At 42.6% G+C, this 21,652-nt stretch carries 21 protein-coding genes and 1 pseudogene; 10 read left to right on the top strand and 12 right to left on the bottom strand.

Going from position 1 to position 21,652, the window contains the following annotated elements; genetic code table 11:
* Positions 1 to 136: 136 nt before the first annotated feature.
* Positions 137 to 1,156: an NADP-dependent oxidoreductase gene (locus RMY27_RS30440; protein WP_322668561.1), complete on the top strand. Its 1,020-nt coding sequence runs from the start codon at positions 137 to 139 to the stop codon at positions 1,154 to 1,156.
* Between the two features lie 207 nt (positions 1,157 to 1,363).
* On the opposite strand, the gene RMY27_RS30435 is transcribed toward RMY27_RS30440, so the two are convergent.
* Positions 1,364 to 2,101 carry an SDR family oxidoreductase gene (locus tag RMY27_RS30435; RefSeq protein WP_322668560.1) on the bottom strand — a complete coding sequence of 246 codons (738 nt, stop codon included), beginning with the start codon at positions 2,099 to 2,101 and terminating at the stop codon, positions 1,364 to 1,366.
* A 183-nt stretch (positions 2,102 to 2,284) separates the two neighbouring features.
* On the opposite strand from RMY27_RS30435, the gene RMY27_RS30430 reads away from it, so the two are divergent.
* From RMY27_RS30430 to RMY27_RS30405, 6 genes are all read left to right on the top strand, one after another.
* Positions 2,285 to 2,776: a hypothetical protein gene (locus RMY27_RS30430; RefSeq protein ID WP_322668559.1), complete on the top strand. Its 492-nt coding sequence runs from the start codon at positions 2,285 to 2,287 to the stop codon at positions 2,774 to 2,776.
* A 398-nt stretch (positions 2,777 to 3,174) separates the two neighbouring features.
* Positions 3,175 to 4,029, top strand: coding sequence for a DUF4394 domain-containing protein (locus RMY27_RS30425; RefSeq protein WP_322668558.1), 855 nt, complete (start codon positions 3,175 to 3,177; stop codon positions 4,027 to 4,029).
* Between the two features lie 287 nt (positions 4,030 to 4,316).
* The gene (locus tag RMY27_RS30420; RefSeq protein WP_322668557.1) at positions 4,317 to 4,829 is read left to right on the top strand and encodes a hypothetical protein; all 513 of its coding nucleotides are present in this window, start codon (positions 4,317 to 4,319) and stop codon (positions 4,827 to 4,829) included.
* Between the two features lie 207 nt (positions 4,830 to 5,036).
* Complete coding sequence (locus tag RMY27_RS30415; RefSeq protein WP_322668556.1) at positions 5,037 to 5,591, top strand: EF-hand domain-containing protein; 555 nt, start codon at positions 5,037 to 5,039, stop codon at positions 5,589 to 5,591.
* A 222-nt stretch (positions 5,592 to 5,813) separates the two neighbouring features.
* Complete coding sequence (locus RMY27_RS30410) at positions 5,814 to 6,863, top strand: SGNH/GDSL hydrolase family protein (protein WP_322668555.1); 1,050 nt, start codon at positions 5,814 to 5,816, stop codon at positions 6,861 to 6,863.
* Between the two features lie 519 nt (positions 6,864 to 7,382).
* Complete coding sequence (locus RMY27_RS30405) at positions 7,383 to 7,631, top strand: DUF4334 domain-containing protein (protein WP_322668554.1); 249 nt, start codon at positions 7,383 to 7,385, stop codon at positions 7,629 to 7,631.
* 4 nt (positions 7,632 to 7,635) lie between these two features.
* On the opposite strand, the gene RMY27_RS30400 is transcribed toward RMY27_RS30405, so the two are convergent.
* The 4 genes from RMY27_RS30400 to RMY27_RS30385 form a co-directional block, all read right to left on the bottom strand.
* On the bottom strand, positions 7,636 to 7,782 hold the full coding sequence (locus tag RMY27_RS30400) for a hypothetical protein (protein ID WP_322668553.1): 147 nt from the start codon (positions 7,780 to 7,782) through the stop codon (positions 7,636 to 7,638).
* Positions 7,783 to 7,791: 9 nt separating this feature from the next.
* Complete coding sequence (locus RMY27_RS30395; protein WP_322668552.1) at positions 7,792 to 8,148, bottom strand: hypothetical protein; 357 nt, start codon at positions 8,146 to 8,148, stop codon at positions 7,792 to 7,794.
* 394 nt (positions 8,149 to 8,542) lie between these two features.
* Positions 8,543 to 10,435: a glutathione-regulated potassium-efflux system protein KefC gene (kefC, locus tag RMY27_RS30390; RefSeq protein ID WP_322668551.1), complete on the bottom strand. Its 1,893-nt coding sequence runs from the start codon at positions 10,433 to 10,435 to the stop codon at positions 8,543 to 8,545.
* The gene (locus tag RMY27_RS30385; protein WP_322668550.1) at positions 10,425 to 11,063 is read right to left on the bottom strand and encodes an NAD(P)H-dependent oxidoreductase; all 639 of its coding nucleotides are present in this window, start codon (positions 11,061 to 11,063) and stop codon (positions 10,425 to 10,427) included. Before RMY27_RS30385 ends, kefC begins: the two co-directional genes overlap by 11 nt.
* A gap of 476 nt (positions 11,064 to 11,539) precedes the next feature.
* Here RMY27_RS30385 and RMY27_RS30380 point away from each other — a divergent pair, with 476 nt between their 5' ends.
* Positions 11,540 to 11,779, top strand: a complete 240-nt coding sequence (locus tag RMY27_RS30380) for a hypothetical protein (protein WP_322668549.1) — start codon at positions 11,540 to 11,542, stop codon at positions 11,777 to 11,779.
* A 178-nt stretch (positions 11,780 to 11,957) separates the two neighbouring features.
* Here RMY27_RS30380 and RMY27_RS30375 read toward each other — a convergent pair.
* Both RMY27_RS30375 and RMY27_RS30370 read right to left on the bottom strand, forming a co-directional pair.
* Positions 11,958 to 12,789 (bottom strand): IS5 family transposase gene (locus RMY27_RS30375; RefSeq protein WP_322668548.1). Its coding sequence is split into 2 segments (ribosomal slippage): positions 11,958 to 12,119 and positions 12,121 to 12,789, totalling 831 coding nucleotides; the frame shifts between segments, so codons are not numbered across the junction.
* A gap of 108 nt (positions 12,790 to 12,897) precedes the next feature.
* On the bottom strand, positions 12,898 to 13,149 hold the full coding sequence (locus RMY27_RS30370) for a DnaB-like helicase C-terminal domain-containing protein (protein WP_322668547.1): 252 nt from the start codon (positions 13,147 to 13,149) through the stop codon (positions 12,898 to 12,900).
* 844 nt (positions 13,150 to 13,993) lie between these two features.
* Here RMY27_RS30370 and RMY27_RS30365 point away from each other — a divergent pair.
* Complete coding sequence (locus RMY27_RS30365) at positions 13,994 to 15,091, top strand: hypothetical protein (RefSeq protein WP_322668546.1); 1,098 nt, start codon at positions 13,994 to 13,996, stop codon at positions 15,089 to 15,091.
* 345 nt (positions 15,092 to 15,436) lie between these two features.
* On the opposite strand, the gene RMY27_RS30360 is transcribed toward RMY27_RS30365, so the two are convergent.
* The 5 genes and pseudogenes from RMY27_RS30360 to RMY27_RS30340 all read right to left on the bottom strand — a co-directional run bounded on the left by RMY27_RS30360 (position 15,437) and on the right by RMY27_RS30340 (position 18,893).
* Positions 15,437 to 15,646: a hypothetical protein gene (locus RMY27_RS30360; RefSeq protein WP_322668562.1), complete on the bottom strand. Its 210-nt coding sequence runs from the start codon at positions 15,644 to 15,646 to the stop codon at positions 15,437 to 15,439.
* A gap of 192 nt (positions 15,647 to 15,838) precedes the next feature.
* Complete coding sequence (locus tag RMY27_RS30355) at positions 15,839 to 16,459, bottom strand: FAD-dependent oxidoreductase (RefSeq protein ID WP_322668545.1); 621 nt, start codon at positions 16,457 to 16,459, stop codon at positions 15,839 to 15,841.
* Positions 16,460 to 16,655: 196 nt separating this feature from the next.
* Positions 16,656 to 17,804, bottom strand: coding sequence for a tetraprenyl-beta-curcumene synthase family protein (locus tag RMY27_RS30350; protein WP_322668544.1), 1,149 nt, complete (start codon positions 17,802 to 17,804; stop codon positions 16,656 to 16,658).
* 268 nt (positions 17,805 to 18,072) lie between these two features.
* On the bottom strand, positions 18,073 to 18,240 hold the full coding sequence (locus RMY27_RS30345) for a hypothetical protein (protein ID WP_322668543.1): 168 nt from the start codon (positions 18,238 to 18,240) through the stop codon (positions 18,073 to 18,075).
* A gap of 418 nt (positions 18,241 to 18,658) precedes the next feature.
* Positions 18,659 to 18,893: pseudogene (locus RMY27_RS30340) on the bottom strand (EF-hand domain-containing protein).
* Positions 18,894 to 19,284: 391 nt separating this feature from the next.
* On the opposite strand from RMY27_RS30340, the gene RMY27_RS30335 reads away from it, so the two are divergent.
* Entirely contained in the window at positions 19,285 to 21,603 is a 2,319-nt protein-coding gene (locus tag RMY27_RS30335; protein WP_322668541.1) for a response regulator, read from the top strand.
* The last annotated feature ends 49 nt before the right edge of the window (positions 21,604 to 21,652 follow it).

Below are 21,652 nucleotides of genomic sequence, written 5' to 3'. Positions count from 1 at the left end.
CCGTCTATCAGGCTACAGGCAAACGGATTCGCGATCTGCCCATTACATTACATTAGACAAGCTACTGTAATAAGGGTGCTTTCAAGACGACTTGTAGTTTTGATAGAAAAAATGAGTAAATAAGCAGGCACAACCAATGACTAGTTCAATTAACCAACAAATCTTACTCAAAAGTCGTCCGCTTGGAGAACCGAAAGAGAGCGACTTTGCCCTTGTCGAAACACCAATTCCAGAACCAGGGCAAGGTGAAGTCCTGAATCGGACGATCTACCTGTCCCTTGATCCTTATATGCGCGGTCGTATGAGCGCTCGCGAGTCTTATGCTGCTCCAGTAGAGGTGGGGTCTGTGATGGTCGGTGGCACAGTTAGCCAAGTGATGAAATCTAACCATCCCCAATTCTCAACCGGAGATTTTGTGCTTGGTTATGACGGCTGGCAAGCCTATGGCATATCGAAAGGCGAAACTTTGCGTAAGCTTGACCCCAATCAAGCTCGCGTTTCCTATGCGTTGGGTGTAACAGGAATGCCTGGAATGACTGCATATTTTGCTCTGCTTGATGTTGGGCAACCCAAAACTGGCGAAACGGTTGTTGTTTCTGCCGCATCTGGTGCAGTCGGTTCTGTAGTGGGTCAAATTGCCAAAATCAAAGGCTCTCAGGTGGTAGGAGTCGCTGGGAGTGATGCAAAATGCAATTATGTAACGAAAGAATTAGGGTTTGATGCCTGTATTAACCGTAAAACTCAAGAACTGAGTTCAGCCCTAAAAGCCGCTTGTCCGAACGGGGTGGATGTTTACTTTGACAATACAGCTGGCCCGATTTTAGAAGCGGTGTTGCAGCACATTAATCAAGGAGCAAGAATCCCATTGGTTGGTTTAATCTCCCAGTATAATGCCGAAAATTCTCCTCCTGGCCCTAATTTAATGCCGCTGTTGGTTAAACGAGCGTTAATCAAAGGATTTCTCGTGGGTGATTACCAACATCGGCAGGCAGAGTTTGTCAAAGATGTTTCTGGGTGGTTGCAAGAAGGTAAGCTCAAGTACAAGGAAGATGTTGTACAGAAACTGGAAAACGCCCCGCACGCCTTCATCGGCTTACTACAAGGGAAAAACTTCGGCAAGCTGATTGTTCAAGTCAGTGAAGATCCGACACGATAAGCATACTTTGTGAATCAATTATCAATTACGTCCGCAATTTCTCTCTTCGTAGCAGTAGCGACTGTGATTTAAACGATAATTTAGCAACCAGCCGATTACGTACATCATACCCCTACTGAGAAACTGCGGTATTCCACCATCTTTGCCTCGGTGACTCTAACTTAGGGTAGCTCAAGGTACTGTCTAGAGCATTACCCTGCAATGTAGTTAACTTGATGACACCTCAACGACATTTTGGGCAAAGCTCTTATAAGCATCGCCCATTTGTTTAGCTATCGGGTCAGGAAAGACGTGAAAATCCCCAGCTTTGAGAGCTTTTATTATCCCCTCTGCCACAAGTGTAGGTGGCTGTGCAACCTCATTCATTCCTGCCGCATCGCTCATATCCGTGGCAATCGGGCCAGGGTGAACACTTAGCACAATCGTGCCCTGCTCACTCAATAGTTCTCGTAATGTCTGGGTGATTGAATAGGCCGCAGCTTTTGAGGCACAGTAAGTGGCAGAGTCGGGGAAACCCTTAAGCGAAGCAACAGAATTGATTTGGGCAAAGACACCACCTCCATTGGCTTTGAGTACCGGGACAAACGCCTGAGCCATGTAGATCAATCCATATACATTGATGTTCATCTGAAATTCGAGAGCGGCGATCGCATCCTCAGCTAAGGGAGTTCCAGCAAGAAATACTCCTGCATTATTGATAACAACTTGCACATCTGGGGCAGCTTGAGCAGCAGCAACAATAGATTGGGGATCAGCTAAATCAACCTGAATTGGTACTACCCGTAAGCCGTATTGTTCAACCAATGGGGAGACACTGTTGAGCTGACGAACAGCCGCATAGACTTTGGTGGCTCCGTGTTCAAGAAACGACTCAACTATCGCCTTGCCGATGCCGCGATTTGCGCCCGTAACCAAAATGGTTTTGTCTTTGATGTCGTAGTTCATTTGGATTTCTGCTTATGGTTTTCCACAATCTGAAAAACCTTGGACAATCGCTCTAAGTTAGGGCAAAGAAATTTAGCTGCTCTCTTGAAGAAAGACTGCGGCTTCCACCGCTCCTTTTAGCATAGTATCATCATCCATCATGCCAATTTAGCAACACCGATTTTTTAGCAGTCTTTGAAGTTCGTGCTTTTGGACACCTCTTTTATATCTCTGCACAACGAGGATTTGGGGGATTGGTCTGAATTGGGCGTGCTGAGTGTTCTGTCTTTTTTGCAGCAGGAGTTCTATCGTGTGCGGTTGGTTTATTCGTTGGCGAATGCAGCGATCGCTACTCAAACTCAGGGGCAGGTAGAACAAAGTAATCCCACTTCGTTGTTGGTTGAAAATTCAGTTTCGGGTGTAGAAATCAAAGCAGTTCATGAAGGTACTTGTTCCGCCGCGTCCGTGCAAAATTCTGAAAAGTGGTTGCATGAGGCGATTGTAGCGAGGTCAAATATGCGACCGGAGCGTATGCAGAAACTCAAAGTTGCAGCGAATTCGGGGCAGAATCCAGGATTGTGCTTCTTGCAGGAATGCTGGAATGATGATCCTGCTTTGCAGATTGTGATCAAGAAGTTGCTGGCGAAGTTTCCGCAGTGGGGGATTGCGATCGTGGATGGGGTGTTGGTGGATTGAAAACCAGATTGATCAGTGTGAGATTACTGAAGATTTATCCGCAGATGTAAGCTAATTAATACTTGAAAATCAGAGGCTGTTTGTAAGAAGCAATAATGATTGCCTATTTTTACAAAAACTAAAATCATGCCAAATTTATAATCTTAATTTTAAAAATTTAATAATGCTATCAAAATTGACTTTGATAGTAATCAAATCTTGATTATTTTTTCTTTTTGGAAAAAATTGAAAGTAGGTTAAGTAGGTTAAGTAAGAAAAGTAGGATATTTTTATAATACATTCAATTAACTCTTATTTAAGTGTAATCTGTAGTCATCAGTAACTTGAAAGACAATCTTTTTAATAAAGGATAGCTCGTTGCTGAATCAAAACTAGAAAAACTGTTCTTGGAGTTTAGGATGAAAGGTCTGCTCACACGTAAAATAGCTCTTGTAGTTGCTGTAGTCACTGCGAGTCTTGGCTTGAGTGCTAACAAAATTTCAGCTGACGTTGGTCTCACGAAATTAGCTGATATCCTTCAAATTAATGTTAAAGGCAAATGGTCTGCTTTAAGATTTATTGGTATAACCTCAAATAATACTCTTGTAAATATAGATCCGAGTGGATTTGCTAAAGCAGTTCAAGTTAAAGGAATTGACGGCAACTTACAAGGTATCGATTTCCGTCCAGCAAACGGTCTGCTTTACGGTGTCACAGATACTGACAATGTATACACGATTAACTTCATAAGTGGTCAAGCTCAATTTGTGAGCAAACTATCTAGCAGCTTTAATGGAGGCTTTCAATCAGGGTTTGACTTCAATCCCGTACCAGATCGCTTACGCATAGTAGGCAGCAATGACCAAAATTTCCGTACCAATGTAGATACTGGTGCAGTTATTGTTGATAAACCTTTAGCCTATGCTAGTGATGATGTCAACGCCACAGTTGACCCCAATGTTACCGCTGCCGCTTACACAAATTCCGTTGCTGGAGCCACATCAACTCAGTTGTTTGGCATTGACTACGATCTTGATGTATTAGTACTGCAAAACCCACCTAATGATGGCACTCTCAGAACAATCGGCAATCTTGGTGTTAATTTTGCGTCGAATAGCGGCTTTGACATCTTTACAGATGCACAAGGTAAAAATACTGCCTATGCACTGTCTGGTTCAGTTCTTTACAGTATTGATCTATCTACTGGCGTTGCGACTGAAATCGCCGATGTCCCTAAAGGTACATTTATTGGTTTAGCCGTTACATCTAAGTAGCTATCCCCAAGCCCGATTTGAGTTATTGGTGGAAAAGCTCAAACGCATCTGCTCTCCACTTGATGGTTAAAATATTAATCGAAAGCAGAGCAAGCGTTTGATAAACTCTCGCTAACTGAAGCCGAACACATTACAAACTCTGACACGCAAAACGAAAATTTGCATTGCCTGTAATATTATGTCCGGTTTTAACTTTTGAGATAAATACATTTGTGTCAGGTGAAACTGCTAGTATACTCGTTGTAGTTTGCATTTACGAGTGAAAACGTAAAAACACTCATTCTTAGGTGATTGTTCACTTATGGCTAAGTAGAGCAATTACCTACTTTTTATGTTTAAGAGTAGATGGGATGAGGGGGCTAGCACTACAATCGCTGAAGCACCGTGATAAATATAATTGTAATAATCAATCCCTGTGGTTAGGGATTAATTATCGCGATCGCTCATACGGAACTGTGATCGCTTCTCTACTTGATAAACTGACCATTACTTCTATTGTTAAAACTGCGGCTGCATATTTTTATGCAATTGTTGGAGGGGTAATGAAGATAAAAGTTCCGCCGCACTTGTCCCCAGTGCTGAAAAATGGTCACATGAGGCGATTGTTGCGCGGTCAAATATGCGACCGGAGCGTATGCAGAAACTCAAGGTTGCGGCGAATTCGGAGCAGAATCCGGGGGTTTAGTTCTTGCAGGAGTGTTGGGCTGACGATCCGGCGAAAGCAGATTGTTATCAAGAAATTGGTGGCGAAGTATCCGCAGTGGGGATTGGTGGCGGCAGATGGTGTGCTTATGAAGTGAGATAAGTAGTGATCGCGCTTGTCATATTTCCTCGCCCATAACTCATCCCAAAGGTTTTTGATAAGTGAAGATGAAATGGTCGAGAAATATTGAACGAGTCGCACGCTTATGATATATATTACACAGGTGAAGGATGCGATTGCACGCAGCATTTTATTCCAGGTATTGGCCTTACTATGGAGTGGATACGCGATGTTGTAAAACACCATGAACGATTTTCTGGATCGAAAACTCTCCAAACGCTTTCGCACCTTCGATGATGATCGCAATGGCTTTATTGAGCAGAGCGACTTCGAGATGTCAGTTGCACGTCTGGCTGAAGAGTTCGGTCATGATGAAGAATCCCCTGCTCGACAACGGCTGCTCGATGTTTGCTTAAGCTTGTGGCAGCACTTGTTGCAAGTAGCCGATACAAATACCGATGAGCGCATCAGTGAGGCTGAGTACAAAAGAGCATTCGCGTTGGGACTGCTAGAAACCACCGAAGCGTTTGGTCAAGCCTATATGCCCTTCCTTGAATCGATTATGGACATCGTTGACCAAGATCGTGACGGTCGGCTGACCGTCACTGATGAGATCCGATGGACTGGGGCTATGATGCAGCTATCCGAACAAGATACCCGCGAAGCATTCCGGCACCTTGACAAGGACGAAGATGGCTTCATTACCACCCATGACCTACTCGAAGCCATCCGCGCCTATTACTTTGACGACTCACTCGATTCTCCTGGCTATTGGCTGCTGGGCCCCCTCGATTCATAACCCTACTCCCTAACGCCACATACTCCACCCCTTGCCGCTAAGTATGATTTTTGCAAATGATTAAGTAATTTCCCTTAATACATCTTGCTTAATCAAGCTAGAAAGTATATATTTTTTCATGTGCGTAATTACAAGCAAATAAACCTCAGTTACGAGCATAGGCGGATAGTTTTGTGCGATCGCCGTTAAGAAACAAGCTGAAGACCTCATGAAAAAGTCAATATGCTAAAAAATATTCCTTTGAAAATATTTACTACTACCGCAGTAAGTAGTGCGGCTTTTTTGTGTGTAAGTGTTAATAATGCTTATGCAGCTTCTTTCAATTCGATTTCTCGTATTTATGCTTTTGGTGATAGCTATTCAGATAATGGGGCAGCACTTCGGATTACAACAGCAGCAGTTAACTCTGGGGTGCCTGGAGCGTTTATATTTCCACGAGTGGACGTGTATGACTCTGATGGTCGATGGACAAATAATCCGGGATTAACATCAGTTGAGGTACTAGCAAAACAAGAAAATTTACAGTTAACAGATTATGCAGTAGGTGGTGCAAAAAGCGGCAATGGCAATTTAAGTACTTGGCTTGATAAATATCAAGATACGGGTTTATTTGGCCAAATTGAAGAATATAAAGCAGAAGTTAATCGCGTGGCAGATTCTAAGGGGTTATACTTCATTTTTATATCTACAAATGACTTATTAGAAAGGTTTTTTAATAATCAGACTGGTTCGGTTGATACCTTAGCTGATACTGCTGTTAACAATATTGCTTCTGGAATATCACAACTTGCAGGGCTAGGGGCAGAACAGTTTTTTGTCGTAAATTCTACAGATTTAGCTGCATTACCGCTTTTTGAGCAATACTCACAAGAGGCAGCTAAGTTTAGAGATGTCATCAACAAAAGTCTTCCCGGTCAACTCGATACCCTGAATAAGCAATTAGGTGTTGAAGTTGCACTATATGACCATGTTGCAATTAGCAACAAAATTCGCTCTATCCCATCGGCATTTGGTTTTACCAATATAAATGATGCCTGCGAACTTTTATACACTACTGGGGGGGTAGAGCCTGGTTGTTCAACCCCTGATAATTATTATTACTTTGACGAGATTCATCCCACTCGTCGTGTACATCAGATTATTGGTGAAGATATGTCCAATTTCTTAGAGACACAAAGAATAAAAACTGTTCCTGAGCCATCAATTTTTTTAGCTTGTATATCTTGTATGAGTACGATCAGTTTACTACGGCGTAAAGTTCGTAGTAGCTAAGGGCATCACTGTGCTAAAAACGGGAAAATACTCGCCCTTGCCACTCTCGGCACAACTTCAGCACTTAAACGTAGGGAGTCATTTAAATTCACTGCCAACAAGTTCAAAAAAGTTTCTTAAAAGTATCAATCAAAACTCATGAACACTGAATACTCCTTGATCTACTAAACCACAACAAAGCACTGCTGTTGAGCCTAAAACAAAGTGAAGAGTTGGAAAAAAAGAGCCGAGAGGAGCAAGTCCCGATTACTCTCTGCCTAAAATTTTAAATAGTCGAGTGAGGCGATCGCTGCTCGTTTTCAAGGTAGACTCTGGCGCATAGCCCTGTTTTATGAACGAGGAATAATTAGAGGATGCGCCAAAGATGAGCTTTCTACTACCATTGGACTCTATACCAAGCTTCCTCATGGAAAGGAATTTATAGATTCTGAAAATGTTCATCCGTTATTGTTTTTAGATGGTCAGGAAAAAATTTTCCAGGTTGCGCCTAACCCCACTTTAATGAATTGGGTTTTAAAATTGCCGATCCCCAAAAATAATTCTCTCAAACCATTGCTGATCTCAATTAATTCTTTACTGAAAACCGATAAAAGTCAAGCCAGACTGCGGATGATGGAGTATAGAGAAAAAGTGACTGCTACAATGATTTATGATTATTTGCCAATCAATGATTCTTTCAGAAAAGTAGATGAAAATACTGTGTTAGGAATTATGGATTATAAAAACATACCTCAACCTTTCTTTTTTATTCTCAAGCGATGCCTTTAGCATTTCAAATCGGCTCTATTACGCCAAAGTGATCGCATCGAAGATAAGCGTGGTGCAACAATTCAGTGGGGGATTTTGACCCGCCACTGAAAGATTGCTGACGGATGTATTCAGAATAGCTGAATTCTTCTTCAATATAAACTTTGTCCAATGAATGTTATTAGTGAAACTCATCACCAAAAGAAGCACTCCCAAGAAAGCTAGAAAAAGTAACTAGCATCCAACCGAAACAAATATGTTTTTGGGTTTGCCAATCGTATCTGTCTTCTATCGTCGGGATTATGTTAGCTTCAACGATTTCTAATCCCCAATAGCCTAATGCACTAATGCCAAACAACATAGCGCTGACGATGGACAATTTAGCGATGGCTTTGAGAATGTAATTGCTTAAAGTAGGCGGTGTTTGAAAGAATTGTCTGTGACGATGATGGATAGTGAGTTCACTTGGAGCTACAACCAAAACACGTTTCGGTTTTTGTTGAGTGAGTTGGCAGACAACTTGTTTATTATCAGTCATGGGTCAAACCAAAGCCTGTTGGTTGTAACTAAATTAGTTTCAGTAATCATATTGTAAAGTTTCATCAGGTGGATGTGGTTAAATTTACATAAATCTTCCCAATTCAGAAAAAATATTCTAATGGTTAAGCGATGTCATACGAAAAACCCAGAGGACAAACAAGCGATTAAGCTGAAAGTCAGTTAAAAATATCCCCCAGCGCCTACCGCACTGGGGAATATTATCAATCTGCCTCAGAGTAATAAATAGGATCTACATAATCCAATACAGATTCATCAGCGATAATCTGTGTTCGGGTGCTAAGTGATGTAGCCTGTGTATCCACTTCAAGGCAATCAACGCCTAGCCGAGCGCATATTTCCCTTATTTTTCTCTCTTAAGAAGTTATCTCTTGTTAGACATTCTTCTGTAAATCTGAAATGTCCCAGGCTCGGTCAACTTCATGAGTCAGGTCTTTATCGTCCGACCTTAATAACTGCTCCAACTGTTGAGCTAGTTGACGCGATCGCGCCACCAATATCGTATCATCTCTCTCCATATTCGCCATTTCCCGCAAAGCTTGCTGATCGTGGTTTTTGAAGATGTTAGCGGCTCGACGCGCCTTATAAGAGCGGAAACCCAATAACTTTAGTGCTTCCACTCCCATCTCTACCGCCGAACCAAAGGTTTCCCGCTCAACCACTTCAACCCCTCGTCGAAGCAACTCGTAGGCATGATTGCGATCAATAGCCCGCGCTAAAACTTTCAGGTGAGGAAAATATTTACGAACCCGATCAACAGTTTCTAGGCTTTTCTCGCGATCATCTATGGCTAAAACAAATAGCCTCGCCTGCCTTGCTCCTGCTGTATGTAGCAAATCAATCCGGGACGCATCCCCGTAATGGACTTTGAAGCCAAAACGCCGCAGCATATCAATTTGAGTCGGGTTGTGATCGAGAACTGTGGCTTTAAAGCCATTGGCAATCAGCAAACGACCAACAATTTGTCCAAAGCGGCCAAAGCCTGCGATGATTACTGGATTTTCATTGTCATGAATGGAATCTGCTTTTGGCTCAACTGCTGTGGTTACGAAACGAGACTGCACGAACTTCTCATTAATCAGCATGATTAACGGTGTCAGCACCATCGACAATGCAACAACGGCAACAATAATACCCTCTACGGCTGTAGTTAGGACGTTATTTTGAGTAGCAAACGAGAACAGCACAAAGGCAAATTCACCTCCTTGGGCGAGGGCGAAAGCAAAAAGTAGATTCTGGCTGGCTTCTAACTTGAACAACCAACCCAACCCAAACAGCACTGCAAACTTAATAATTGCTAGTCCGATGACTAATCCTAGAATCAAAAAGGGTTGTTGAATCAGCAAATTAAAGTTGATGCTAGCCCCAACCGAAATAAAGAACAGTCCCAACAGTAAGCCTTTGAAAGGTTCAATATTAGTCTCCAGTTCGTGACGATATTCGTTATCCGCCAAAACAACTCCGGCAACAAACGTACCCAGCGCAGGTGAAAGACCAACCTGCTGCATCGCCAGGGCAATCCCAATTACCAATAGTAGAGCTGTCGCGGTGAAGATTTCTTGCAATCGGGTAGCAGCAATAAAGCGGAAAATCGGGCGCATCAGAAACCGTCCGGCAACAATAATGCCACCCACTGTTACCATCACCAGCAGAGCTTGTTGCCAACCTGGTACAGTTGCCTTTTGTTGCTCTGCGGCAACAAAGATTACCCGATTGACAACCAAACTCACTGCCGGGCTGTTTTTCATTGCCAGTAACGGTAACACAGCTAACATTGGGATAACTGCGATGTCTTGAAACAGCAGTACTGAAAAGGACGATTGTCCACCTTCTGTTTTCATTAACCCTTTCTCATTTAAGGTTTGGAGGACGATCGCCGTTGAAGACAATGATAGAATCATGCCGATCGCTAAACCCATTTGCCACGAAAGTCCGAAAATTAAACTCAGAACAGTTACAACCAAAGTCGTAACCAGAACCTGCAAACCTCCTAATCCAAGAATCGGGACGCGCAATCGCCACAGCAGGAATGGTTGCAGTTCCAAACCAATCAAAAAGAGCATCATCACCACACCAAACTCAGCGAAGTGCATCACATCATCGCTTCCCTCGTTACCCACAAAGCCTAGTACAAAGGGGCCAATGATTACCCCAGCAATCAGATAGCCTAGAACTGAACCAAGTCCTAATCGTTTGGCGATTGGTACTGACAGCACCGCCGCCATCAAGTAAATAAATGCTTGAAAGAAAAAATCTTCATTGTGCATGGTATGGGGCCTCTTGTATCTTGATCACTTCAGCTAAGTTTTGGTTTAAATGTTTGAATTGCTTGAGAAGTTCCCAGCTTATAGTGTTATCACGCAGACCGATGATTGCAGTACGGTAATCATCTGCATGTTTAGCAATTTGGTGTTGCTCCCGTAGCTGATGTGTTTCATGTACAAGAAAGGGCGGTAAATATTCCATGCCACAAAGACGCGCTGTTTGCTCAAATGGCACTAGCAGTTCTTGGATAGAAAAGTAGTTATATCCCTCCCGACAGTAAGCTTGTTCGCTTCCCCCCGTCGTGATTGCTGAAAGCAGTTTTTTGCCATACAGCGCCGTTCCTGTATTACCGTAAGCAAATCCATGCTCTAACACTAAATCCAGCCACTCCTTCAAAATCGCGGGACTGCTGTACCAGTAGAAGGGATGCTGGAAAACGATAATATCGTGGGCAAGGAGTAAATCCTGTTCAAACTTCACATTAATGTCAAAGTTAGGGTATGCCTCATAGAGGTCATGAATAGTGATTGAATCCAACCCCTGAACAGCTTGAATCAAATGCCGATTCACCCGTGACTTTTCAAGTGCAGGGTGAGCAAATAAAATTAATATTTGGTTAGAACTGCCCATTGGTTTTGCATATAAGAGTTAAGTGGCTGCTCTTTGCAAAGGATAGCATCCAAACTTCTGTTAACGTGAGTTCGACGGATAGAACACCCCAAAAAGCTTGCTAGATAAGAATTTGCTTAACTGGATAGATGAAGTGCGATCTAGTCAATTTGATGGCTGGTTTAGCTGCTTACACCTACTTGCCCAAAAAACCTTCGATTGATATTTACCCAAAAGATTTGCCTGCACTACCTCCTGCCATTTTTTAGTTCTGTCGAACTCACGTTAAATTAGGGATTTCTAGTAAAAAAACATCCTATCGTAGGGGCAGACATCGTGCGTCCTTATAAATGTACGAATAATTTTGGATAATTTGATTTTTCGGAAGTCCTTGTTTTCCTTCGTTGTCAAGAGAAAACCAGGTTTCGGCTATATGAGTTAGAGCAGTTGATGAAGGTGTCCCTTGCGCGTCTCGTAGAGAAAGTTCCGCCGCGTTTGTGCAAAATCCTGAAAAGTGGTCGCATGAGGCGATTGTTGCAAAGTCAAATATGCGACCTGAACGTATGCAGAAACTGAAAGTGGCGGCGAATTCTCTTCAGAATCCGGGGTTTAAATTTTTGTACCAGTGTTGGGACGATGATCCGGCTTTGCAGATTGTGATCAAGAAATTGCTAGCGAAGTTTCCGCAGTGGGGGGTTGCGATTGTGGATGGGGTGCTGGTTAGAACTCTTGCATAAATATTTTCTGGTATAATTAAGGGTTATTTTTATTTACGTCAGAGAAGTTAGAATAGCCACAATTTACAAAGTTTCTAATATTAACTGTTGCTGGAGAGTCCTTACTTAAAAAGTTGATATAGCAAACTGATTCAGCAATTATTTATTTGCTGAATTAAAAGGATTAATTCTGCTCTATTTAAGCTTTTAAAGCTAATTCATGATTGTAGATTCCGGCAATTAGATTAGACCTTAATCCAAATCTGCGATGGCGATTTTGGTATTGATTAGATAAAATATTGAATATTTTTAGCCGACGATTAACGTGTTCAACCACGATTCTTAATCGATTAAGTTCAAGGGTTAGATTGCTTCTGCTCTTTCGTTAACTTCTTACCTTTCAGTTTTTTAATCGGTGTTTCACTTAATTGATGAATTTTCCTAATTCCTTGATAGCCTTTATCCGCAATAACTCTGAGTAATTCTCCAAACCTTACACCACTTGTTTTAAATAGCCGAAAATCATGAGTTTTTCCCTTACCATGCCCTAAACAGATAACCTGACCGCTCTTTTGGCAAACTATTACTTGCGTTTTTAACGTATGCTCTCCTTGTTTACCACTAAAAAATCTTTTTTGCCCTTTTTGTGGCTTTTCAATTGGGCTTTCCATCACATCCATGACAACTAAGCCTGAATTTGGAGACATCTTTAATAATTCTTTCTTACCAGGTAGGCTGAACTTTATTGAACTAATTAAAGCATTTTCAATTTTTAACACCGTTCGACAAACTGCTGACTCTGAAAGTCCCCAATCCAATCCGATGTGATAGTAAGTGCGGTACTCCCTCCAATATTGGATGACCATTAAAACTTGGTCTTCAATAATTAATTTAGGACGACGGGCAGGCTTCTTCTTCTTTTGAGCATCAGCTTTAACCATATCAACCATTAATTCAAAGGTTTTACGGCTCACTCCAGTCATTCGCTTAAATTTTTTTGCAGTAAGCTGCTTGGCTTTCTCTATTTTCACTGCTCCTCAAAGTCCTAATTACAAATTGCCAAACCTTTAATCATACCACAAAACACTTTTGCAAGAGTTCTAATGCCTTTTTGGGTGGTCTGTTTGTCGTACTAATCTTCAAGGGTACAAACCCAACATAACAGCAGCTTCTTGTTCAAATCCTCCTGATTCTCGAAAATCTGCTTTGGTTGGACGCTTTTCGGAACGTGAATCAACTTCTCTTTTTAACTGCACTAAACCCAAGACAGCACAATTGAATTGTTTAGCGATCGCCCTGAGTTGTTTCAAGATGGAGTCGATTTCTTGTACGCGGTTTTCACCACCCCGCTTTTCTCTTGGTTCAATCAACTGCACATAGTCCACCATCATCAAGTCGAAACTGAAGCAATTTCTCCTGATTTACACCGCCGCCAACCAATCGCATACCACAGACGTACACCCCCTATCCATTGTTAACCCAAACTTGCCACTGCCCCAGGTATGCGTTCTGTGTAAGGCTCACCATCAGCAATTCGCGAAGGTTAAGTATAAATAAGATCGCTAATTTTTTAGGAAAGTAGACAGTAATCTTAAGAGTGTTCCCTCATAACTTAACGGTTAAATAGCTCGCAAATTACCTCGAATCATCTCTTAATTCAGCAACACCCCGATCACCATGCTATCGACACTTCATTCTCTCTGGCACTGGCTAAAAGTGGGTAGTCCAAGCCTACTTATCATTTCCCTCGGTTTGATATCGCATCCTACGGAAGCTTGGGCTTGGAAGCCGACCACCCATGTCTACCTTGGCAAACAGGCTCTTGATGATGCTTTAGAGGACGGCAAAGTTACGATTCCTCGGGTGAACTATGAGAATGGGCAAATTATTGGAGAAGTCGGTACCTACCAAGTCGATCCCAGCATTCTTGCCGCCCTCCGCAGCCATGCCCCCCAATACCGTGCTGGAATTTTGGGACCCGATGCCTATCCCGACATCTTAACTGGGCAGCAAGTGATACACCCATCCTCGTCAGATACGGGAATTACCGGAGGGTCGGATGCTTGGCTGACCTATCTATGGAACCGCGCAAACGTCACTAATACCGCAGCAGTTAGGGCGTTTACGGTGGGCTACCTCACCCATGCGGCTGGGGATATGTACGGACATACTTTTGTCAATTATTTCTCGGGTGACTCCTTTGCTATCAGACCACCCGCAGGGCCTGCCAATGCAGTGAAGCATATCGTTCTAGAGGGCTATGTTGATAAACGTATAGATGCCACTGCCCTGGACGCGAATTTTTTTAATGTCAGCATTAGTGGTGTTGACGATTTTATTTACCAAAACATGGTCGATGCTCGACCGGGAACGTCTCTGGATAGTCAGCTACTGCGAGCTGGAGCTAATGGCACAGAATTTTCCATTCCTCGGATTTATTCGACCTTGCGGGCTAATCTCCAGCGCGATATCGATGCTTACTATGCCAAAAAAGCGGACTATGATCGCCGCGCCAACGCCTGTCGCCCCTTGGACTTTAGTTGTAGCCGAGTGGCCATCCTAGCTGAAAAAGCGGCCTACGTCGCCGCTAATGGGATTCAAGTCACCTACAAAGAAGCATGGCGGGATGACATTGACAGTGGTCTTCGGGCTTGGCCTGGGGTTAGCCATGAGGTGGCAAAGGCACTGTTTTTTAACCCCGGTCGATCGGCAGACACGCAACAAGCGGAAAATGTGTTGCAGCGATATGTCACAGATCATTTGCTGTCAATGTCAGGAGCTCCTGATTTTGTCGGTCTGACTGTTGGTGTAGTCAGCGATATTATCGACACGATTACACCAGACTTTCTCCTTGAACCAATCCGTAAACTGAAGGAAGACCTGCTGAATACGTTGCTAAAGTCTGCGATCGGCATGACCAAGCAGGAGCTGAAGGAATACCTTACAAACCCAGACCAATACTTCAATCAGGTGTTGGGTAGTGGAGCCGGCGAAAATACCAGCTTGCAACGCTTCAATGCCGATTACCTGAAGATCAACGATACAGGCTACACCAACCCCAGCGAATACTTCAATCCCAATGTGGTGCCTGCAACCTACAATACGATCCTTATGAGCAAACTGATTCTGCTGAGTCAAAGTGAAGTGAATCGTCTACTGAGCGATCTGGGAAGTTCTGCGCGTCTCCAACAGCCGAATGTCATGCTGGGGTTTATTAACACCCTGGATGGCGACAATCAGTGGTCGAATGGCATGGTCTTTGCCCAAGATTGCAACGCTTATCGCCAGATTTTTATGAAACAGCCTAATGAAAAAAGCTCTTGTTCTCAATAGATGTGCCGATGTCTGAATTAGGTAATCCAAGAACAATGAAGAAAGATTCTGCGCAATTAACGATTGGGCAGGCAGGAATGGTTACGTGGGGGCATTCCCTAACTTTCATCAAGCAGACTATAACGATGGTCGAGGAGTTGTTTTTGGCGTTATTGCTTTGAACAGTGGGGTAGCCAGAGCAATAGATGTGCCCAGTAACAGTCTGAGATAAGAAAAGAGTATTCACACATAAGTGGATGCTTTAATCTAAAATTCCAAGTAATCCCAGCTGTCTTCATATACCGTATAGTAATCATCCACGAAGTGGACAGTTTTGACTATCAACAGTCATAATGTCCAGATGATTCAAGCTACCGTCACCTCCACATCAACATTGCCATGAATAGCTTTCGAGTAGGGACAGAGCTTGTATGCTTGGGCAACCACCTGTTCAGATTTCTCTCGGTCTTCCCCAGGAAGAGCAACAGTTAATTTTGCAGACAGTATGTATCCACCATCGGCTGGATCTCTGCCAATGGTTACAGCACATGTAACCGTGGCAGTTGAAGCATCAATACCCGCTTTTGTTGAAACTTGTGCGTACCAAAATCATTTTGTAAAAGACAGTGAGGGCAGGATATTGGAGGTAGAGTATTAAATGTAGTATTTAAGACAATAAAATGCGAATATGTCACATAATACAACATCTTCTTAATTCTCTACACCCTTTCATCCAGGAATACCAGGGATTGGCGTTTATAAGGTGAGTCACGGAAGTAGCTTCTTATAAGGAATTAAGCCTGCAAATGTATAAGTTACCTGCTCTGCCAATGGCTTATTCCTATTCATCAGCCAGATTAATAACTTATTTATAAATGAGAATTTCCTAAAAGACTTTATCTGTAAACCAGCATCGAGGTCTGGCTCAAAGTACAGCTGATAAAGACGCTGCCAATTTTCAGATGCTAATTCTGGACTAGTACTCATATTAATCGCTTGCGTCACGTATAAGCCGCTGAGAATAGCATTTGCGATCCCTTCACCAGTCAAAGGATCTGTCAGATTTGCAGCATCACCAATTTTGAAAACCTTACCATCGCTGACTGTGTTAGCTCGTTTTGCGGTGGCTAAGGGATAAGCTTTAGGTTTTTGCTGACTAACTACTAGGCTTAAGAGTTCTTTTGTGGCCTGATTACGCTCCACAAATTCATTGAAAAGCCGAATTGTGGATAATGCTTGAACCGATCCAAGGCTGACTCCATCTCCACAAGTCTTATCTCTGGGAAAACAGTCTTTATCTATAAGCATGACTTGATGTCCGCTTTTAGCCAAGTGATAACCTGCCGAACACCCTGCTGGCCCTGCCCCAAGGACTACAATTTTAGACATGATTAAATCATCCTTATTAGAATTTGTCTTTATCCATGAACATAGTTTAAAAGGATGCCAACAATTTTACAAACTCATGAATTGCTTTCTGATTTTTTAGACAAGTAATAGATAACAGACTTGTATTAGACTTTCAGATAATGGATACGCTTGCTTCTTTATAACTAATATCTAGTTAGTTATATTTTTTGGTACATCAGACTACTTGTACTAAGATTTTTCGATACCGAATCCGAGCCATAATCATAATATTCCACAGAAAAAAGAGTGATGAACCGCCACACGAACGGAGAATTTTCTTTGCAGTTTTTTTAATGTTTTTCTGTTCGTTAACTTTTTCATCAGCCAGATAAACACTTAATAAAGCTCGATTAATCATTCGATGAAAGTGCTTATGTGGTAAACGGGAAACAGCTTGATCAGCCTGTTTAAGAAAATAAGCAAACCGTTCACTTATTTCTTGCCCATTATTATAGTAAGCACAGAAGTTTAAATCTCCACCTATGCGGTCTTCTTCTTGGTCGATAAAATAATCAAGTAGGATATGAAGCCCCTGAACCCAAGGAAAGTAGCTGGTTTTAACTTTTGTAGCTAATTCCTCGGAGCAATCTGGATCGCTTGCATAAGCCACAAGGCAAAAAATTCCTAATGTTGAGCCAGTAGAAGCTGAAAATTCATACCACTTCATTTGAGGAATTTGGTTACGATGTCTTTCAAACCATGCTTCTAAGCGAGGAACCCGCTCGTTAACTTGAACGTGTTTATGAACTTGTAAATCACAATAATAATTAGCCAGATGATATAAACTAGGGGCAATTACGTGATATGACGGTAGCTCCCTTAATACATTTTGACAAGTTTTTACTAATTCCATCAGATAGCCGCCATCGTCTTGCTCTTGACGAAATTGGTAGTAATTAATGCATTTAGCGCTAGGTGTTAAAGCATCTAAACAAGCTTGATGGAGAGTACGAAAATCTTTCGGATCTAAGGAAGTACTGCGATCGCATAGGTTATCTAAATAATCGCTAATTGTTTGATAAGCAACAATAAAGCAGATTATTTGCTCAATTTGTTGTTTGGCAAGTAATCCATAGATTGAACCACCTTCACAGTGAAAAGCTTTAGTTTTTATACTTAGTAAAGCCTGTTTACGTAGTTCAGGATCAGGAATTCGCTCAGCTTTTTTCTTCCAGAATTTTAAATGTTTATGAACTCGTGGGATAACATCATAATAGATTCTCAGCATCAGCATTGCAGAACTGGATGGAACTTGCAATAACAAAACTTTTGGAAGAAAATCTTTGTTATTTTTATTATGATTATGAGCCTGATTTACGAACATCAGTATTTTTTATCAAAATTAATCATTAACTGTTTTTTACAGTAAACTTTAAAAACTTAAAATTTACCTATCCTTTGAAACAGGTTAGATTAAAATACTATGTATAATTAGACATACTTAATAAGTTATGAATAGTAATTTGTGGGAAAATTGGCTTGCTCAAGGCTAATGATTTCCCTAAAAGTGATAAAAATTGAAAAGAGTAATTGCCTCTATCCACCTAAGTTAGAGGTGTGAGACAGATAAGGACGAGCGGTTATTCTGGTTTTTATTGACATGGTGATTTCATGTTGTTGTAAATATCTCCACTCATGCCATTACTGCTATTGCTATCAGTTATGGGTTTGCGCTGGCAATCTGTTGCCAGTACTCTGCTTCTAGTCGTCATTGTTTGGACGTAGTGTACATGACCTACACCGCAACCAACCAATCGCACACCACAGACCTACAACCGCTATTCATTGTTAACCCAAACTTGCCACTGCCCCAGATAGGAATGGCACTAAGAAAAGATGAAACAAGCGTCAGGGCAGGGGGTAGGGTGTTGGGTGTAGTGTTAAGAAAATTGAATTTTAGTGCATCAAATAGAACAACAACTTTTTCCTTCCCTACACCCTATACCCTATACCCAAAAGCCAGTAATATCAAGGGTTTACGCTTATCTTAGTGCCATTCACCCCAGATAGCCATTCCAGTAAGGCTACCCATCAGCAACACTAATAGCCTCGCCTTCCTTGGAGACTTTTGTTTTGGGTTAGCAAGTCACCAATGACCATGAAAATTGCAAATCCCTCTAAGCGTGGGCGCTTAGAGGGATTTTGGGTATTGATATTTGGTATTGGGTTTTTTGACTGCTAGGTTAAATTATTTGCTTATCTCTTCTGCTGACTTTAATTCTTCAAAAGTAATACTACCGTCTTCATTTGAATTATAATTTACTAGCAATTCCTGGGGAGTACTGATATTTGTTTCTGATGAAATGATTGTACTTAAGCCAGGGCTTAAAAAAAGATCATTAATGGAGATTTTGCCGTCTTGATCGGTATCTAATTTATTAAAAAGAGATTGAAGCTCTTGCTCGGTTGTCATAAGTTTCTATCTGAAGAACCGTTTTCAACTTAATATCTCATTAATCTTTCAAAATTAAATAAACTTGTTTCAAAAGATATAGAAACGGGTATCGCTGGGGCTTAGATCAGGTGTAGGCTGTGATACAGGATATACAGTTGGGACAATAAAAATCAATCGACACGGACGGCGATGCCTGCGACTGGCTAGCCTACGCTTTGTTCGCCTTCATCTTGTAAATGGGCGATCGCACCCTTTATTCCTGCAATTCCAAGAGAACTGTAAATGTTTATATTTGCAAATCAAGGTCAAACTATTGCTTGATCCAGGATAGGATTGGCGAAGGAGATTATCCTAACAGTGCCTGTTAAGTTATCTTCTAATTGTCGGTAATCTGCGGTAATAATTCATTATGCGGATCTTACTGGTCGAAGATGACGAGCTAATTTCTGAAGCTCTGGTAAAAGCTCTCACTGACCAGCACTATGCTATAGATGTTGCTACGGATGGTCAAGCAGGTTGCGAGCTAGTAGAGGCATTTGCTTACGACTTAATTTTGCTAGACGTAATGCTTCCTAAGCTAGACGGCATTAGCCTTTGCCGACGGTGGCGATCGCAAGGGCTGCGATCGCCAATTATTCTGTTGACTTCCCAAGACAGCAGTAGCAAAAAAGTCATGGGGTTGGATGCTGGAGCAGATGACTATGTGATCAAGCCGTTCGATCTGCAAGAGATGCTAGCGCGAATCCGGGCTTTACTGCGGCGGGGAAATTTGACCTCTTCTCCCTTACTAGAGTGGGGAAACCTGCGTCTTGACCCCAGTAATTTTGCAGTCACATATGACCAGCAACCGTTACGTTTGACACCAAAAGAGTATAGTCTACTAGAACTTTTCCTCCGCAATCGCCAGCGCATATTTAGCTGTAGTGCAATATTAGATCGTATTTGGTCGTTTGAAGAACTGCCAGGAGAGGAAACAGTTAGATCCCATCTGAAGGGGTTACGGCAAAAACTGAAGGCAGCAGGAGTTCCCGAAGATCCAATCGAGACAGTATATGGCATTGGTTATCACCTGAAACCATCACAAGAACAGGCACGCAAAGAGCAAGTAGTGCCTAATCGCCTCTCGCCTGCTCAAAAGCAGCAAACTTTGTTAGAGATTGCTAAAGTCTGGGAGCGAACCAAAGAAAAGTTGAGTCATCGCATAGCCACAATCGAACAAGCAACGACGGCGCTACGACAAAATCAGCTCAACGATGAATTGCAATTTGCCGCAGAACGGGAAGCTCACAAGCTAGCAGGTTCGCTAGGGATGTATGGCTTTGTCCAAGGTTCACGGCTAGCTCAAGAAATAGAACATTTTTTTCAATCAAAAGAGCTGGTAGATCCAAACCAAACGCTGCATTTATCTGAATTAATTGTGGCATTGCGTCAGGAGTTGCAACAAACAACCGCAGGACAGACACTTCAGGTATCGTCACCAGACAAACGACCTTGGCTATTGCTCGTCGAGCGGGATAGGTCCTTGGCTAAGGCGTTGGTCGTCGAGGCTGCTACTTGGAAAATCCGGGCAGAAATAGCTACAACTCCGACTCTAGCCAGAGAGCGAATATCTAGCGATCGCCCCGATATAGTACTGCTGGATCTCTGTGCTAATACCCCACAGGAAAATCTAACGCTGCTGGCAGAATTGAATGCCTGCACACCTCCAGTCCCAGTGCTGGTGCTTGTAGATCGCGATCGTGCAATTGACCGAGTAAAAGTAGCGCGTTTAGGCGGACGCGGATTTTTACCTAAGCCTGTGACTCCATCTCAGGTGCTAGAAGCAGTTACGGCTTTGTTGCAGCGCGATCGCAAGAGTGCAACTATCATGGTGGTGGACGATGATTCCCAAGTGCTGACCGCACTCCACAGCTTACTAGATCCTTGGGGATTCAAGCTCTCTACTCTCGATTGCCCCTTGCAGTTTTGGGATAACCTGGAAACTGTAGCACCAGATTTGCTAATTTTGGATGTAGGAATGCCCCAGATAAGTGGAATCGACTTGTGCCAGTCCGTCCGTGCTGATATGCGTTGGAGTGGTTTGCCGATCCTATTTCTCACCGCCCATACAGATGCAGATACAATGCAGCAGGTGTTTGCAGCAGGTGGCGATGATTATGTGAGTAAGCCGATTGTAGGGCCGGAACTGGTTACCCGTATCCTCAATCGCTTAGAGCGATCGCGCTTGCTGCGAAATTTGGTGGAAACCGATGCCTTAACTGGAGTTGCTAATTACCGCAAGTCAAGCCAAGAACTAACTCAGTTGCTTGACCTCTGCGATCGCCACCAACAGCCACTTTGCTTTGCTGTTTTAAACTTAGATAACTTCAAGCAGGTCAACGAGTGGTATGGTCATGCCAGTGGCGATGCAGTGCTAACTCGCCTGGGAGAACTGCTGCGACGACACTTTCAAAGTGATGACGTTGTAGGTCGCTGGGGAGGAGCAGAGTTTATTGTGGGGATGTATGGTATAACTCGCTCTGATGGAGTTAAGCGGCTAGCTGAAGTCCTAAAGGCTCTACACCAGCAGAAGTTTACAGCTTTTGACGGCACTCAGTTTCAAGTAACCTTGAGTGCTGCTGCGATCCAATATCCCCAAGATGGTATTAACCTGGCAGCGCTATATAAAGCGGCGTTGCGTCAAGCTCAAGCAGTTGGAAGCGATCGCGGGAATAGCCCCAACGCTTAACTGAATAATAGCAAAAGCGCTGATGGGGCAATCGCAAGGTTTAGGGAAG

The organism is Nostoc sp. DedQUE09 (genome assembly GCF_034530915.1).
GTDB lineage: Bacteria > Cyanobacteriota > Cyanobacteriia > Cyanobacteriales > Nostocaceae > Nostoc.
This window is presented reverse-complemented; position numbering and strand designations above follow the sequence as displayed.

Bases quoted from the DNA above. Each gene is read 5' to 3' on its own strand.
- RMY27_RS30440 (WP_322668561.1), top strand. From the start codon at position 137: ATGACTAGTTCAATTAACCAACAAATCTTACTCAAAAGTCGTCCGCTT.
- RMY27_RS30435 (WP_322668560.1), bottom strand. From the start codon at position 2,101: ATGAACTACGACATCAAAGACAAAACCATTTTGGTTACGGGCGCAAAT.
- RMY27_RS30425 (WP_322668558.1), top strand. From the start codon at position 3,175: ATGAAAGGTCTGCTCACACGTAAAATAGCTCTTGTAGTTGCTGTAGTC.
- RMY27_RS30415 (WP_322668556.1), top strand. From the start codon at position 5,037: ATGAACGATTTTCTGGATCGAAAACTCTCCAAACGCTTTCGCACCTTC.
- RMY27_RS30410 (WP_322668555.1), top strand. From the start codon at position 5,814: ATGCTAAAAAATATTCCTTTGAAAATATTTACTACTACCGCAGTAAGT.
- RMY27_RS30395 (WP_322668552.1), bottom strand. From the start codon at position 8,148: ATGACTGATAATAAACAAGTTGTCTGCCAACTCACTCAACAAAAACCG.
- kefC (WP_322668551.1), bottom strand. From the start codon at position 10,435: ATGCACAATGAAGATTTTTTCTTTCAAGCATTTATTTACTTGATGGCG.
- RMY27_RS30385 (WP_322668550.1), bottom strand. From the start codon at position 11,063: ATGGGCAGTTCTAACCAAATATTAATTTTATTTGCTCACCCTGCACTT.
- RMY27_RS30370 (WP_322668547.1), bottom strand. From the start codon at position 13,149: ATGATGGTGGACTATGTGCAGTTGATTGAACCAAGAGAAAAGCGGGGT.
- RMY27_RS30355 (WP_322668545.1), bottom strand. From the start codon at position 16,459: ATGTCTAAAATTGTAGTCCTTGGGGCAGGGCCAGCAGGGTGTTCGGCA.
- RMY27_RS30350 (WP_322668544.1), bottom strand. From the start codon at position 17,804: ATGTTCGTAAATCAGGCTCATAATCATAATAAAAATAACAAAGATTTT.
- RMY27_RS30335 (WP_322668541.1), top strand. From the start codon at position 19,285: ATGCGGATCTTACTGGTCGAAGATGACGAGCTAATTTCTGAAGCTCTG.